The 14,232-nt window shown below is 60.4% G+C and carries 8 protein-coding genes; all 8 read left to right on the top strand.

Features of this window, described 5'->3' with window-relative positions; all coding sequences use genetic code 11:
* Positions 1-407: 407 nt before the first annotated feature.
* The 8 genes from GVK32_RS11240 (at position 408) to GVK32_RS11205 (ending at position 14,231) form a co-directional block, all read left to right on the top strand.
* A complete protein-coding gene (locus GVK32_RS11240; protein WP_159867915.1) occupies positions 408-5,357 on the top strand; it encodes an alpha-2-macroglobulin in 4,950 nt (1,649 codons plus the stop codon).
* Positions 5,358-7,682: a peptidoglycan glycosyltransferase PbpC gene (gene pbpC / locus GVK32_RS11235; protein WP_159867912.1), complete on the top strand. Its 2,325-nt coding sequence runs from the start codon at positions 5,358-5,360 to the stop codon at positions 7,680-7,682.
* Positions 7,683-7,841: 159 nt separating this feature from the next.
* Complete coding sequence (gene ndk, locus GVK32_RS11230) at positions 7,842-8,273, top strand: nucleoside-diphosphate kinase (RefSeq protein WP_041146713.1); 432 nt, start codon at positions 7,842-7,844, stop codon at positions 8,271-8,273.
* Between the two features lie 360 nt (positions 8,274-8,633).
* Positions 8,634-9,800 (top strand): bifunctional tRNA (adenosine(37)-C2)-methyltransferase TrmG/ribosomal RNA large subunit methyltransferase RlmN, encoded by a 1,167-nt coding sequence (locus GVK32_RS11225; protein WP_159867909.1) that lies wholly within the window; start codon positions 8,634-8,636, stop codon positions 9,798-9,800.
* Between the two features lie 272 nt (positions 9,801-10,072).
* Positions 10,073-11,062 carry a cytoskeleton protein RodZ gene (gene rodZ, locus GVK32_RS11220; RefSeq protein WP_159867906.1) on the top strand — a complete coding sequence of 330 codons (990 nt, stop codon included), beginning with the start codon at positions 10,073-10,075 and terminating at the stop codon, positions 11,060-11,062.
* Positions 11,063-11,088: 26 nt separating this feature from the next.
* Positions 11,089-12,210, top strand: a complete 1,122-nt coding sequence (gene ispG, locus GVK32_RS11215) for a flavodoxin-dependent (E)-4-hydroxy-3-methylbut-2-enyl-diphosphate synthase (protein ID WP_076947808.1) — start codon at positions 11,089-11,091, stop codon at positions 12,208-12,210.
* Between the two features lie 91 nt (positions 12,211-12,301).
* The gene (gene hisS, locus GVK32_RS11210) at positions 12,302-13,576 is read left to right on the top strand and encodes a histidine--tRNA ligase (RefSeq protein WP_159867903.1); all 1,275 of its coding nucleotides are present in this window, start codon (positions 12,302-12,304) and stop codon (positions 13,574-13,576) included.
* A 34-nt stretch (positions 13,577-13,610) separates the two neighbouring features.
* Entirely contained in the window at positions 13,611-14,231 is a 621-nt protein-coding gene (locus GVK32_RS11205; RefSeq protein ID WP_159867900.1) for a YfgM family protein, read from the top strand.
* The last annotated feature ends 1 nt before the right edge of the window (position 14,232 follow it).

Below are 14,232 nucleotides of genomic sequence, written 5' to 3'. Positions count from 1 at the left end.
CGGCATGACATATCACGGTATAGCGTTCAAGTAAAAGAAAACCAGCTGGTTGTCAATTTATAGGTGGGGACTCATGTTAATTTCAGAATTAAGCCGGGCGGAAGTATGCGCTTTCACATTATAATTAAGCCTGTGTATTATCAGTCTCTCTTATTTTTAAGTGCGATTTGCAGCGTATTTTGTATTTGTCGTGCGAACTTCGCCGTCATTTTTCGCACTGACTGGACTTAAATACGCCGTCGTTATTATTCTCATCTGCCGGGTAAAATGTATCGCTGAAATTATATCATCGGGGAAATCAGGCCGTCGACGCGCTGCGGATATTATAAGCAACTGGTAATTCCGCCGTTGACGCATAATAATATGTTCACTACAGATATCAGGCCGTTGGGCCGAGGGGTTAAAGGATGAAACCATTTCGTTTAGCGACGCTGTCGCTGGCGCTGCTTGCCGCACTTTCGCTTGCCGGCTGCGACGACGGCGGCAAAACTCAGACCGCCGGGCCAGCCGCCGCCTCTTCCGCGGATAAGCAGAACGCGGCGAAGCCGGACGGCGCCCAGCTTGCTAAGCTGGCGGAGAAAAGTAAAGGCAAGGCGCTGACGCTGCTCGACGCCTCGGAGGTCCAGCTGGACGGGGCGGCGACGCTGGTCCTGACCTTCTCCATTCCGCTGCAGCCGGATCAGGATTTCTCCCGCAGCGTGCACCTCGTCGATAAAAAAAGCGGTAAGGTTGACGGCGCCTGGGAGCTGGCGCCGAACCTGAAAGAGCTGCGCCTGCGCCATCTTGAGCCGAAACGCGACCTGATTGTCTCCGTTGACCCTACGCTCACCGCGCTGAATACCGCGACCTTCGGCACCTCTTTTGAAAAAACCATCGCCACCCGCGACGTGGCTCCCAGCATCGGCTTTGCCAGCCGGGGCTCGCTGCTGCCGGGTAAAGTGGTGGCCGGGCTGCCGGTGATGGCCCTGAACGTTGATAACGTCGACGTTAACTTCTTTCGCATCAAGCCCGAATCGCTGTCCGCCTTCGTTAGCCAGTGGGAGTACCGGAATTCGCTAAGCAACTGGGAGTCCGACGAGCTGCTGAAAATGGCCGACCTGGTCTACAGCGGGCGTTTTGACCTCAACCCGGCGCGCAATACGCGGGAAAAGCTGCTGCTGCCGCTGGCGGATATCAAACCGCTGCAGCAGCCGGGCGTCTACGTGGCGGTGATGAACCAGGCGGGCCACTATAGCTACAGCAACGCCGCGACGCTGTTTACCCTCAGCGATATCGGCGTCTCGGCGCATCGCTACCACAACCGGCTGGACGTCTTCACCCAAAGTCTCGAAAACGGCGCCGCGCAGTCCGATATCGAGGTTCAGCTGCTCAACGCCAAAGGGCAGACGCTGGCGCAGGCTAAAAGCGACGGCCAGGGCCACGTGACGCTGCAAACCGATAAAGAGGCCGCGCTGCTGCTGGCGCGCAAAGAGGGGCAAACTACCCTGCTGGATCTCAAGCTGCCCGCGCTGGATCTGGCGGAGTTCGCCATTGCCGGAGCCCCCGGCTTTAGCAAGCAGTTCTTTATGTTTGGCCCTCGGGATCTCTACCGCCCTGGGGAGACGGTGATCCTCAATGCCCTGCTGCGCGACGGCGACGGCAGGCCGCTGGCCGAGCAGCCGGTGAAGCTCGAGGTGGTTCAGCCGGACGGCCAGGTGATTAGCTCCCGGATGAGCCAGCCGGTGAACGGCCTGTATCAGTTTACCTGGCCGCTCGACGCTGGCGCGCCGACCGGCATGTGGCATATCCGCGCCAGCACCGGCGACAATCAGCCGCGCGAGTGGGATTTCCACGTCGAAGACTTTATGCCCGAGCGTATGGCGCTGAACCTGAGCGGGCAAAAGGGCGCCGTGGCGCCGAACGCCGACGTGACCTTTGCCGTCGCTGGGGCCTATCTATATGGCGCGCCTGCCAGCGGCAATCAGCTGCAGGGGAAACTGTTCCTGCGCCCGCTGCGCGATGCGGTTGCCGCGCTGCCGGGCTTCCAGTTTGGCGATATTGCTGAAGAAAACCTCTCCCGCAGCCTCGATGAAGTACAGATGACGCTGGACGAAAAAGGACACGGGGAAGTGACGACCGCCAGCCAGTGGCAGGATAGCCATTCGCCGCTGCAGGTGATTTTACAGGCCAGCCTGCTGGAGTCCGGCGGTCGTCCGGTGACCCGCACCGTGCAGCAGGCCATTTGGCCTGCCGAGGCGCTGTCGGGCATCCGTCCTGGGTTCGCCCTGAAGGACGTGTACGACTACCGCACCGACAGCACGGTGAAGCAGCCGGTGGTGGATGAAAACAGCAACGCCGGATTTGAGATTGTTTACGCCGACGCTGCCGGAGACAAAAAAGCGGTCTCCGGACTGCAGGTGCGCCTCATTCGCGAACGCCGCGACTACTACTGGAACTGGTCGGATAGTGAAGGCTGGCAGTCGCAGTTCGATCAGAAAGATCTGCAGGAGGGCGAAGAGTCGCTGGATCTGCAGGCCGGGCAAACGGCGAAGGTGAGCTTCCCGGTGGAGTGGGGCTCCTATCGTCTGGAGGTGAAGGATCCGGACGGAGCGGTCAGCAGCGTGCGCTTCTGGGCCGGATACAGCTGGCAGGATAACAGCGACGGCGCGGGAGCCGCGCGTCCGGACCGGGTCACCATGAAGCTGGATAAACCGGCCTACAAGCCCGGCGACACCATTAAGCTGCATATCGCCGCACCGGCGGCAGGCAAAGGCTATGCGCTGGTCGAGTCCAGCGAAGGCCCGCTGTGGTGGCAGGAAATCGACGTTCCGGCCGCGGGGATGGATCTGTCCATTCCGGTCGATAAAGCCTGGAACCGCCACGATCTCTATCTCAGCACGCTGGTGATCCGCCCGGGCGACAAATCGCGCTCCGCGACGCCAAAACGGGCGGTGGGGCTACTGCATCTGCCGCTCGGCGATGAAAACCGCCGCCTGACCCTGGCGCTGGATGCGCCGGAAAAAATGCGTCCCAACCGGCCGCTGACGGTCAAAGTGAAGGCCAGCGTCAAAGAGGGCGAGACGCCGAAGCAGGTGAATGTCCTGCTCTCAGCGGTGGATAGCGGAGTACTGAACATTACCGACTACGCGACGCCGGACCCGTGGAACGCCTTTTTTGGTCAGAAGCGCTACGGGGCGGATATTTACGATATCTACGGCCAGGTCATTGAGGGGCAGGGACGACTGGCGAGCCTGCGCTTCGGCGGCGACGGTGACGAGCTCAAGCGCGGCGGCAAGCCGCCGGTTAACCACGTGACGATTATTGCCCAGCAGGCTCAGCCGGTGGCGCTCGATGACAAGGGCGAAGGCACCGTGACGCTGCCGATCGGTGATTTTAACGGCGAGCTGCGGGTGATGGCCCAGGCGTGGACCGCCGATGATTTTGGCAGCAGTGAAAACAAAGTGGTGGTCGCCGCGCCGGTGATTGCCGAGCTGAATACGCCACGCTTCCTCGCCAGCGGAGATACCACGCGGCTGGCGCTGGATCTCAGCAACCTGACCGACAGGCCGCAAACCCTGAACGTCGCGCTGAGCGCCGGCGGCCTGCTGCAGCTTGCGCAGGCGGAAATCCCACCGGTTCAGCTGGCGCCGGGCGCGCGTCGCACTCTGTTTGTGCCGGTGAGCGCTAAAGAGGGGTTTGGCGACGGTCAGCTCAGTGCGACCATTAGCGGCCTGAATCTGCCGGGGGAGACCTTCACCCCGATGCAGAAACAGTGGAAAATTGGCGTCCGTCCGGCCTTCCCGGCGCGGACGGTTAACGCTGGCGCGGTGCTGCAGCCTGGCGAAAGCTGGCAGGCGCCGCCGGAGCAAGCCCTCGGCTTCTCGCCGGCGACCCTGCAGGGGCAGCTGGTGTTCAGCGGCAAGCCGCCGCTCAATCTGGCCCGCTATATTCGCGACCTGAAGGCCTATCCTTACGGCTGCCTGGAGCAGACCGCCAGCGGACTGTTCCCGTCGCTCTACACCAGCGCGGCGCAGCTAAAAACGCTGGGCATTACCGGCGACAGCGATGAAAAACGCCGCGCGGCGGTGGATATCGGCATCGCACGCCTGCTGCAAATGCAGCGCGACGACGGCGGCTTTGCACTATGGGATAAAAACGGTCCGGAGGAGTACTGGCTCACCGCCTACGCCATGGACTTCCTGGTGCGCGCGGGCGAGCAGGGCTACAGCGTGCCGACCAACGCCATCAATAACGGCAACCAGCGTCTGCTGCGCTATCTGCAGGAGCCGGGGCTGATGACCGTGCGCTACAGCGATGACGCGCCGGCCAGCCGCTTTGCCGCCCAGGCCTACGCCGCTCTGGTGCTGGCTCGTCAGCAAAAGGCCCCGCTTGGCGCGCTGCGTGAAATCTGGACCCGCCACCAGCAGGCGCGTTCCGGCCTGCCGCTGCTGCAGCTCGGCATTGCCCTGAAGGCGATGGGCGACGCGACGCGCGGCGAGCAGGCGCTGCAGCTGGCGATGACCACGCCGCGCCAGGACCGGGACCGCTGGCTGGGGGATTACGGCAGCGCGCTGCGCGATGATGCCCTGAAGCTGGCCCTGCTGGAGGAGAATAAGCTGCTGCCGGAGGCGCAAACCGCGCTACTGAGCAGCCTGGCCGAGGAGGCCTACGGCCAGCGCTGGCTCTCTACTCAGGAGACCAACGCCCTGTTCCTTGCCGGCCGCACGCTGCAGGATCTCCCCGGCAGCTGGCAGGCGCAAACCTCGCTGCAGGCGCAGCCGCTGGCGGCGGATAAGGCGCAGACCCGCAGCCTGACCGGCGACCAGCTGGCGGCGCTGCAGGTCAGCAATACCGGCAGCCAGCCGCTCTGGCTGCGTCTTGACAGCAGCGGCTATCCGCTTAGCGCCCCGCAGCCTGCGGGCAACGTGCTGGGTATTGAACGGCACGTCTTCGACACCCGCGGCCAGCAAAAATCGCTGACCTCGCTGCGCAGCGGCGAGCTGGTGCTGGTGAAGCTGGAAATTACCGCTACGCGCAACGTGCCGGATGCGCTGGTCGTCGATCTGCTGCCGGCGGGGCTTGAGCTGGAAAATCAGAACCTGGCAAACAGCAGCGCCAGCCTGCAGGAGAACGGTGAGGCGGTGCAGAACCTGCTCAATCAGATGCAGCAGGCGGATATTCAGCATATCGAATTCCGCGACGATCGCTTTGTTGCTGCGGTAGCGGTAAACGAAGGGCAGCCGGTGACGCTGGTCTATCTGGCGCGGGCGGTAACGCCTGGAACCTATCAGGTGCCGCAGCCGCAGGTGGAGTCGATGTACGTTCCGCAGTGGCGGGCAACCGGCACGGCCAGCGGCCCGCTGAACGTTACCCCGTAAATGCGGCGGTTGGTGAAGATAAGGCGCCGCTGGCGATGGCTGGCGGCGACGCCGTTTCTGCTGTGGCTGGCGCTGCTGGCGGCGGATCGCCTGTGGCCCCTGCCGCTGCACGAGGTGGCTCCGGCCCGGGTGGTGGTGGCGCAGGACGGTACGCCGCTGTGGCGCTTTGCCGATAAGCAGGGCGTCTGGCGCTATCCGGTGACCCTAGATGATGTGTCGCCACGCTATCTTCAGGCCCTGATCCAGTATGAAGACCGCTGGTTCTGGGATCATCCCGGCGTAAATCCGCTAGCCATTGCCCGCGCGGCCTGGCAGGACCTCACCTCCGGGCGCGTCATCTCAGGCGGCAGCACGCTGACTATGCAGGTTGCGCGCCTGCTCGACCCTCATCCCCGAACCTTCGGCGGCAAGCTGCGCCAGCTGTGGCGTGCGCTGCAGCTGGAGTGGCATCTGTCGAAAAACGAGATCCTGACCCTGTACCTCAACCGCGCCCCGTTCGGCGGCACGCTGCAGGGGATCGGCGCCGCCAGCTGGGCTTACCTCGGGAAACCGCCGGCCCGGCTCAGCTACGGCGAAGCGGCCCTGCTAGCGGTGCTGCCGCAGGCGCCGAGCCGTCTGCGTCCTGACCGCTGGCCGCAGCGGGCCCAGGCGGCACGCGATAAGGTGCTGGCGCGCATGCAAACCCAGGGCGTGTGGTCGGAGAAGACGGTGCGCGAGGCGACGGAAGAGCCGGTTTGGCTGTTCCCCCGCCAGATGCCGCAGCTGGCGCCGCTGTTTTCCCGGCGGATGCTGGCCAGCAGCCGCGAAGACAAGGTGGTGACGACCCTTGATGCCGGGCTGCAGCGCCAGCTGGAGGATTTAGCCCTCAACTGGAAATCGCGCCTGCCGCCGCGCAGTTCGCTGGCGATCGTCGTCGTCGATCATACCGATATGCGCGTGCGGGGCTGGGTCGGCTCGGCTGATATTAGCGACGACAGCCGCTTCGGGCACATCGATATGGTATCGGCGATCCGCTCTCCGGGCTCGGTACTGAAGCCGTTTGTCTACGGCATGGCGCTGGATGAGGGGCTGATTCATCCGGCCTCTTTACTGCAGGATGTCCCGCGACGGTTTAGCGATTACCGGCCCGGTAACTTCGACAGCGGCTTTCACGGCCCGGTCAGCGCCAGCGACGCGCTGGTGCGCTCTCTGAACCTGCCTGCCGTGCAGGTGCTGGAAGCCTACGGGCCAAAACGGTTTGCCGCCACGCTGCGTAACGCTGGCCTGCCGCTGATGCTGCCGGCGGGCGCCGAGCCCAACCTGTCGCTGATCCTTGGCGGCGCCGGCGCCCGGCTGGCGGATATCGTGGCGGCATATAGCGCGTTTGCCCGTCACGGCAGGGCGGGGCGGCTGCGGATGACGCCTGAGGCGCCGCTGGTGGAGCGGCCGCTGCTGTCGCCGGGGGCGGCGTGGATAGTGCGGCGAATTCTGGCCGGTGAATCCCAGCCCGTACCCGACGACTCGCTGGTTCAGGTGGTGCCGCTGGCGTGGAAAACCGGCACCAGCTACGGCTATCGCGACGCCTGGGCGATTGGCGTTAACGCCCGCTATCTTATCGGGATCTGGACCGGACGGCCGGACGGTACGCCGGTGGTCGGGCAGTTTGGCTTCGCCAGCGCGGTACCGCTGCTCAATCAGGTCAACAATATGCTGCTGGCGCGGCCGATGTCTGGGCGCGACGGGCTGCCCGCCGATCCGCGCCCGTCGTCGGTGAGGGCCGCCACCGTCTGCTGGCCCGGCGGGCAGAGCCTGCCGGCGGGAGACGCCAACTGCCGCCGTCGGCTGACCACCTGGCTGCTCGACGATAGCCAGCCGCCAACGCTGCTGCTGCCGGGTCAGGAGGACGTGCGCGGTATCCGTTTCCCGGTATGGGTAGATAAGCAAGGGCTGCGGGTGGCGGCCGATTGTCCGGGCGCGATGGAGAAAACCGTCGACGTCTGGCCGCTGCCGCTGGAGCCGTGGCTGCCGGCAAACGAACGCCGTCGGGCGAGGCTGGGCCCAGCATCGACGCAGTGTCCGCCGCCGCAGGCCGCCGATGCCGCGCCGCTGGTGCTTTCCGGCATTCGCGATGGCGCGGTCATTAAACGTTTACCCGGCGCGGCGCGGGTGGTGGTACCGCTGCAGACCACCGGCGGATCAGGGCGACGCTGGTGGTTCCTCAACGGCGAGCCGCTGGACGCGGCGGGGGCCGGTGCGAGCCTGACGCTGGAGCGGCTGGATAGCTATCAGCTGGTGGTGATGGATGAGGCGGGGCAGGTTGCGGCGGCGAATTTCACTCTGCAATAAGTCGGAGATACAAGGCCCTGCGGTTTGTGTTGCTAAAACTCGTCTTATTTTAACAAAATGTTACCTTCATCCATAGGCAGCGCCTGAGTTGCTCTTTATAATGCGCGCCAGGCCATACGATCGTATGCCCAACAACATAAAATTTTATTAGAGGTAATCATGGCTATTGAACGTACTTTTTCCATCATTAAACCAAACGCGGTGGCAAAAAACGTTATTGGCGGCATCTTTTCTCGCTTCGAAGCGGCAGGGTTCAAAATCGTTGGCACCAAAATGCTGCACCTGACCGTTGAGCAGGCTCGCGGTTTCTACGCCGAGCACGAAGGTCGCCCGTTCTTTGACGGTCTGGTTGAGTTCATGACTTCCGGCCCGATCGTGGTATCCGTTCTGGAAAGCGAAAATGCCGTGCAGCGTCACCGTGACCTGCTGGGCGCAACTAACCCGGACAACGCGCTGGCCGGCACCCTGCGTGCAGACTACGCTGACAGCTTCACCGAGAACGGCACCCATGGTTCCGACTCCGTTGAATCTGCTGCTCGCGAAATCGCATTCTTCTTCGCTGAAGGCGAGGTTTGCCCGCGCACTCGCTAATCCTCGTCGTCTTTTCGACCGTCGCTACGTTGGCTTCGTGCGTTCACCCCGGTCACATAGTTATCTATGCTCCCGGGGATTTACTTGCTCGCCGCCTTGCGACAATCGAAAAGCCATAGAGGATTAAGTATGCGGCAACAGACTTTTTTATCGCCTCGTCGTCTTTTCGACAATCGGAGAGCCGTAGAGGATTAAATACGCAGTAACAGATTTTTTGATCATTGCCGCGTGCAAACGTGGTATTGATACACCAGAATTTGTACAATGCAGCGCCCCTGGACGAGCACTCGTTCATTGGGGCGCTTCTTTTTTTCAACCCTCCTGGGGCCATAACGTGTAACAACGAGGCCGGAATAGATTATGTCTGAACATATTGTCACGCCTGATAACGCCGCTCTGACGGTGCCGAACAAAGATGCCAAAATTAATCTGCTGGATCTGAATCGTCAGCAGATGCGCGAGTTTTTCAAAAACATGGGCGAGAAGCCCTTCCGCGCCGATCAGGTGATGAAATGGATGTATCACTACTGCAGCGATGACTTTGATGATATGACCGATATCAACAAGGTCCTGCGCAATAAGCTGAAGGAAGTCGCGGAAATCCGCGCGCCGGAAGTCGTCGAGGAGCAGCGCTCCAGCGATGGCACCATCAAATGGGCGATTGCCGTCGGCGATCAGCGCGTTGAAACGGTCTATATTCCGGAAGAGGATCGCGCGACTCTGTGCGTTTCGTCTCAGGTTGGCTGTGCGTTAGAGTGTAAATTCTGTTCAACGGCGCAGCAGGGCTTTAACCGCAATCTGCGGGTCTCTGAAATTATCGGCCAGGTTTGGCGCGCGGCGAAAATCGTCGGCGCGGCAAAAATTACCGGCCAGCGTCCGATCACCAACGTGGTGATGATGGGGATGGGCGAGCCGCTGCTGAACCTGACCAACGTCGTGCCGGCGATGGAAATTATGCTCGACGACTTTGGTTTTGGTCTCTCCAAGCGTCGCGTGACGCTCTCCACTTCCGGCGTGGTCCCGGCGCTGGATAAGCTCGGCGATATGATTGACGTCGCGCTGGCCATCTCTCTGCATGCGCCGAACGATACGATTCGCGATGAGATCGTGCCGATCAACAAAAAGTACAACATCGAGACTTTCCTGAACTCGGTGCGTGGCTATATTTCTAAGTCCAACGCCAACCAGGGCCGGGTGACCATCGAATACGTCATGCTCGATCACGTCAACGACGGTACCGAGCATGCGCATGAGCTGGCAGAGCTACTGAAGGATACGCCGTGCAAGATCAACCTGATCCCATGGAACCCGTTCCCGGGCGCGCCGTATGGCCGCAGCTCCAACAGCCGCATCGACCGTTTCTCCAAGGTGCTGATGGATTATGGCTTCACTACCATCGTGCGTAAAACGCGCGGCGACGATATCGACGCCGCCTGCGGACAGCTTGCCGGTGACGTTATCGACCGTACCAAACGTACGCTGCGCAAGCGTATGCAGGGCGAAACGATTGACGTGAAAGCGATCTGACAAATGCGCAGCGCGCAATATTTCACGCGCGCTGCATCATTATGTTTCCCCGGCAGGCGAACCAGGCTGATTCGGCCAATAATTACGGTGCGTTTTTGTCGACTTTGAGGCAGTATGTAGCGGCACAACAACCGCTTAGCATTCAATATTGATAAGTATCTGTGATAGTTCGCCATACGGACTTATACTGTTTGTTTGACGCTTTGCAGATGTTTCGCGGCGCGGGGTTTACCGGCGCTGAACTTTAAATTTCACGTACCAGTAGTTGTCGAATGAATACTGAAGCCACTCAAGATCATCAAGAAGCAAATACTACGGGCACGCGTCTGCGCAATGCCCGCGAACAACTCGGACTCAGCCAGCAAGCTGTGGCTGAGCGCTTATGCCTGAAGGTTTCCACGGTTCGTGATATCGAAGACGACAAGGCGCCAGCCGACCTCGCTTCAACCTTCCTGCGCGGCTACATCCGCTCCTATGCGCGTCTGGTGCATATTCCGGAAGAAGAGCTGCTGCCGATGATGGCAAAACAGGCACCTATCCGCGCGGCGAAAGTTGCGCCGATGCAGAGCTTCTCTCTGGGCAAACGCCGTAAAAAGCGCGATGGCTGGCTGATGAGCTTCACCTGGCTGGTGCTGTTTGTGGTGATTGGCCTGAGCGGCGCCTGGTGGTGGCAAGACCATAAGGCGCAGCAGGAAGAGATTACCACGATGGCCGACCAGTCAACCGCCGAACTGAATGCGGGCGACAGCGGCAGCCAGAGCATTCCCTTAGATAACGGTGCCGATAGTACGGCACCGGACGCCGCCAACAACGTGGCGAACAGCGCGCCTGTGGATACCTCAGCCGCGCCGGCTCCGGTGCCAGCGGCGTCCGTACCGACGCCGGCTAATAATAACGCCGTTGTTGCTCCGTCTCAGGCGCAGGTCGATACCGCAGCAGGCGCTGCGGCTCCGGCCTCTCCGCTGCCAACCGATCAGGCGAACGTGACCGCAGCCGCTGCGGCTCAGGATCTGGTCCTGAACTTCTCTGCCGACTGCTGGCTGGAAGTTAGCGATGCAACCGGCAAGAAGCTGTTCAGCGGTTTGCAACGCAAAGGCGGTAACCTGAACTTAAGCGGCCAGGCACCTTATAAGCTGAAAATTGGTGCGCCGGCTGCGGTACAGATTCAGTATCTGGGTAAACCAGTCGATTTGAGTCGTTTTATCAGAACTAACCAGGTTGCGCGTCTGACCCTTAATGCCGAAACATCACCGGCGCAGTAACAGACGGGTAACGCGGGAGATTTTTCATGCATAACCAGGCTCCGATTCAACGTAGAAAATCGAAACGAATTTACGTTGGGAATGTGCCGATTGGCGATGGGGCCCCCATCGCCGTCCAGTCGATGACCAACACGCGCACCACCGATGTGGCCGCGACCGTAAATCAAATCAAAGCCCTGGAGCGCGTTGGCGCGGATATCGTCCGCGTCTCCGTACCGACGATGGATGCGGCGGAAGCGTTCAGGCTCATCAAACAGCAGGTCAACGTACCGCTGGTCGCTGATATCCACTTTGACTACCGTATCGCCCTGAAAGTGGCGGAGTACGGGGTGGATTGTCTGCGCATCAACCCGGGAAATATCGGCAACGAAGAGCGCATTCGTATGGTTGTTGACTGCGCCCGTGATAAAAATATTCCTATCCGCATCGGCGTTAACGCCGGGTCGCTGGAAAAAGATCTGCAGGAAAAGTACGGTGAGCCTACGCCGCAGGCGCTGCTGGAATCAGCCATGCGCCACGTCGATCATCTCGATCGGCTGAACTTCGATCAGTTCAAGGTCAGCGTCAAGGCGTCGGATGTGTTCCTCGCAGTGGAGTCCTATCGCCTGCTGGCGAAACAGATCGATCAGCCTCTGCATCTTGGGATCACCGAAGCCGGCGGCGCCCGTAGCGGCGCGGTAAAATCGGCGATCGGCCTCGGCCTGCTGCTTAATGAAGGGATCGGCGACACGCTGCGCGTTTCGCTGGCGGCGGATCCGCTTGAAGAGATCAAGGTTGGGTTCGATATCCTGAAGTCTCTGCGCATTCGCGCCCGCGGGATTAACTTCATCGCCTGCCCGACCTGTTCGCGTCAGGAGTTTGACGTGATCGGGACCGTCAACGCGCTGGAGCAGCGGCTGGAAGATATCATTACCCCGATGGATATTTCGATCATCGGCTGCGTGGTGAATGGCCCAGGCGAAGCGCTGGTTTCGACGCTCGGCGTCACCGGCGGCAATAAGAAGAGCGGCCTGTACGAAGACGGCGTGCGTAAAGACCGGCTGGATAACGACGATATGATCGATCAGCTGGAGGCGCGTATCCGTGCGAAAGCCTCGATGCTTGATGAAGCGCGCCGTATTGACGTCCAGCAGGTTGAAGAGAAATAATCCGGGGCAGCGTAAGACTTCCCGTGTATGATTGGACCCGCGGGCGCAACGCGCCGGGGTTCATTTTTGTATATATATAAAGAGAATAAACGTGGCAAAGAACATTCAAGCCATCCGTGGCATGAACGATTATCTGCCGGGCGAGACCGCTCTCTGGCAGCGCATTGAAGGCTCACTGAAACAGGTGCTCGGCAGCTACGGTTACAGCGAAATTCGGTTGCCGATTGTAGAGCAGACCCCGTTATTCAAGCGCGCGATCGGCGAAGTGACCGACGTGGTTGAAAAAGAGATGTATACCTTTGAGGACCGCAATGGCGATAGCCTGACGCTGCGTCCGGAAGGGACTGCGGGCTGCGTACGTGCCGGCATCGAGCATGGTCTTCTGTACAATCAAGAACAGCGTCTGTGGTACGTCGGGCCGATGTTCCGCCATGAGCGTCCGCAGAAGGGCCGCTATCGCCAGTTCCATCAGATGGGGGTTGAAGTCTTTGGTCTGCAGGGACCGGATATCGACGCCGAGCTGATTATGCTCACCGCCCGCTGGTGGCGCGAGCTGGGTATCTCTGAGCACGTCGCGCTGGAGCTGAACTCCATCGGTTCGCTGGAAGCGCGTGCCAGCTATCGCGATGCGCTGGTCGCCTATCTTGAGCAGTTTAAAGATAAGCTCGACGAAGACTGCAAACGCCGCATGTACACCAATCCGCTGCGCGTTCTGGACTCTAAGAACCCGGAAGTGCAGGCGTTGCTGAACGATGCGCCGGCGCTGGGCGACTACCTCGATGAAGAGTCCAAACAGCATTTTGCCGGCCTGTGCGCGCTGTTAGACGACGCGGGCATCGCCTATACCGTTAACCAGCGCCTGGTGCGCGGGCTCGATTACTATAACCGCACCGTATTTGAGTGGGTAACCACCAGCCTCGGCTCGCAGGGAACCGTCTGCGCAGGCGGCCGCTATGACGGTCTGGTCGAGCAGCTGGGCGGGCGTGCAACGCCGGGAGTCGGCTTCGCGATGGGGCTGGAACGTCTTGTTTTACTGGTCCAGGCCGTTAATCCGGAATTTAAAGCCGATCCTGTTGTCGATATATACCTGGTAGCCTCCGGAACCGATACCCAGTCCGCAGCAATGCGTCTGGCTGAGTGGGTTCGCGATGAGCTGCCCGGCGTTAAGCTGATGACCAACCACGGCGGCGGCAACTTTAAGAAACAGTTCGGCCGTGCTGATAAGTGGGGCGCTCGCATTGCTCTGGTGGTTGGTGAATCAGAAATTGCTGACGGAAACGTGGTAGTGAAGGATTTACGCTCAGGTGAGCAAACTACCGTAACGCAGGATAGCGTTGCCGCGCATTTGCGCACACTTCTGGGTTAATCTCCCGGGAATCATTAGTCAGGAGAAGGACTGCGTGGAAACGTATAACAACGAAAACGATCAGGTCGATGCGCTCAAGCGTTTCTTTGCCGAAAATGGCAAAGCGCTGGCCGTTGGGGTGATTTTAGGAATTGGGGCGCTGGTTGGCTGGCGCTACTGGAGCTCTCATCAGCAGGATACGGCCAGAGACTCCTCTTTAGCCTATGAGAATGCCATTTCCGCGCTTAAATCGGACAAGCCTGAAGCGCTGAATTCGGCGCAGAAGTTCGCCGCTGACAGCAAAAATGCCTACGGGGCGTTTGCCTCCCTGGAGCTGGCGCAGCGCTTTGTTGAGAAAAACGATCTGCAGAGCGCTGAAAAGCAGCTCCAGCAGGGATTAGCCGCCGCCCCGGATGATAATCTGAAGTCGGTTATCAACATGCGTCTTGCTCGCGTGCAGCTGCAGCTGAAAAATCCTGATGCGGCGCTGAAAACCCTTGAGGGGATCAAAGGCGAAGGCTGGACCGCTATTGTTGCCGATCTTCGCGGTGAGATTCTGCTGAATAAAGGCGACAAGCAGGGCGCTCGCGCGGCGTGGGAAGCGGGCGTGAAAAGCGATGCTTCACCGGCGCTCAGCGAAATGATGCGTATGAAAATAAATAATTTGTCCATCTGAG

It is taken from the genome of Klebsiella sp. 18074 (genome assembly GCF_902705905.1).
GTDB classification, from domain to species: Bacteria; Pseudomonadota; Gammaproteobacteria; order Enterobacterales; family Enterobacteriaceae; genus Klebsiella; species Klebsiella terrigena.
The sequence above is the reverse complement of the archived record's forward strand: the minus strand, read 5'-3'. Positions and strand labels throughout refer to the sequence as shown.

Coding starts and splice junctions, on each gene's coding strand:
- GVK32_RS11225 (WP_159867909.1), top strand. CDS start 8,634: ATGTCTGAACATATTGTCACGCCTGATAACGCCGCTCTGACGGTGCCG.
- ndk (WP_041146713.1), top strand. CDS start 7,842: ATGGCTATTGAACGTACTTTTTCCATCATTAAACCAAACGCGGTGGCA.
- GVK32_RS11240 (WP_159867915.1), top strand. CDS start 408: ATGAAACCATTTCGTTTAGCGACGCTGTCGCTGGCGCTGCTTGCCGCA.
- rodZ (WP_159867906.1), top strand. CDS start 10,073: ATGAATACTGAAGCCACTCAAGATCATCAAGAAGCAAATACTACGGGC.
- ispG (WP_076947808.1), top strand. CDS start 11,089: ATGCATAACCAGGCTCCGATTCAACGTAGAAAATCGAAACGAATTTAC.
- pbpC (WP_159867912.1), top strand. CDS start 5,358: ATGCGGCGGTTGGTGAAGATAAGGCGCCGCTGGCGATGGCTGGCGGCG.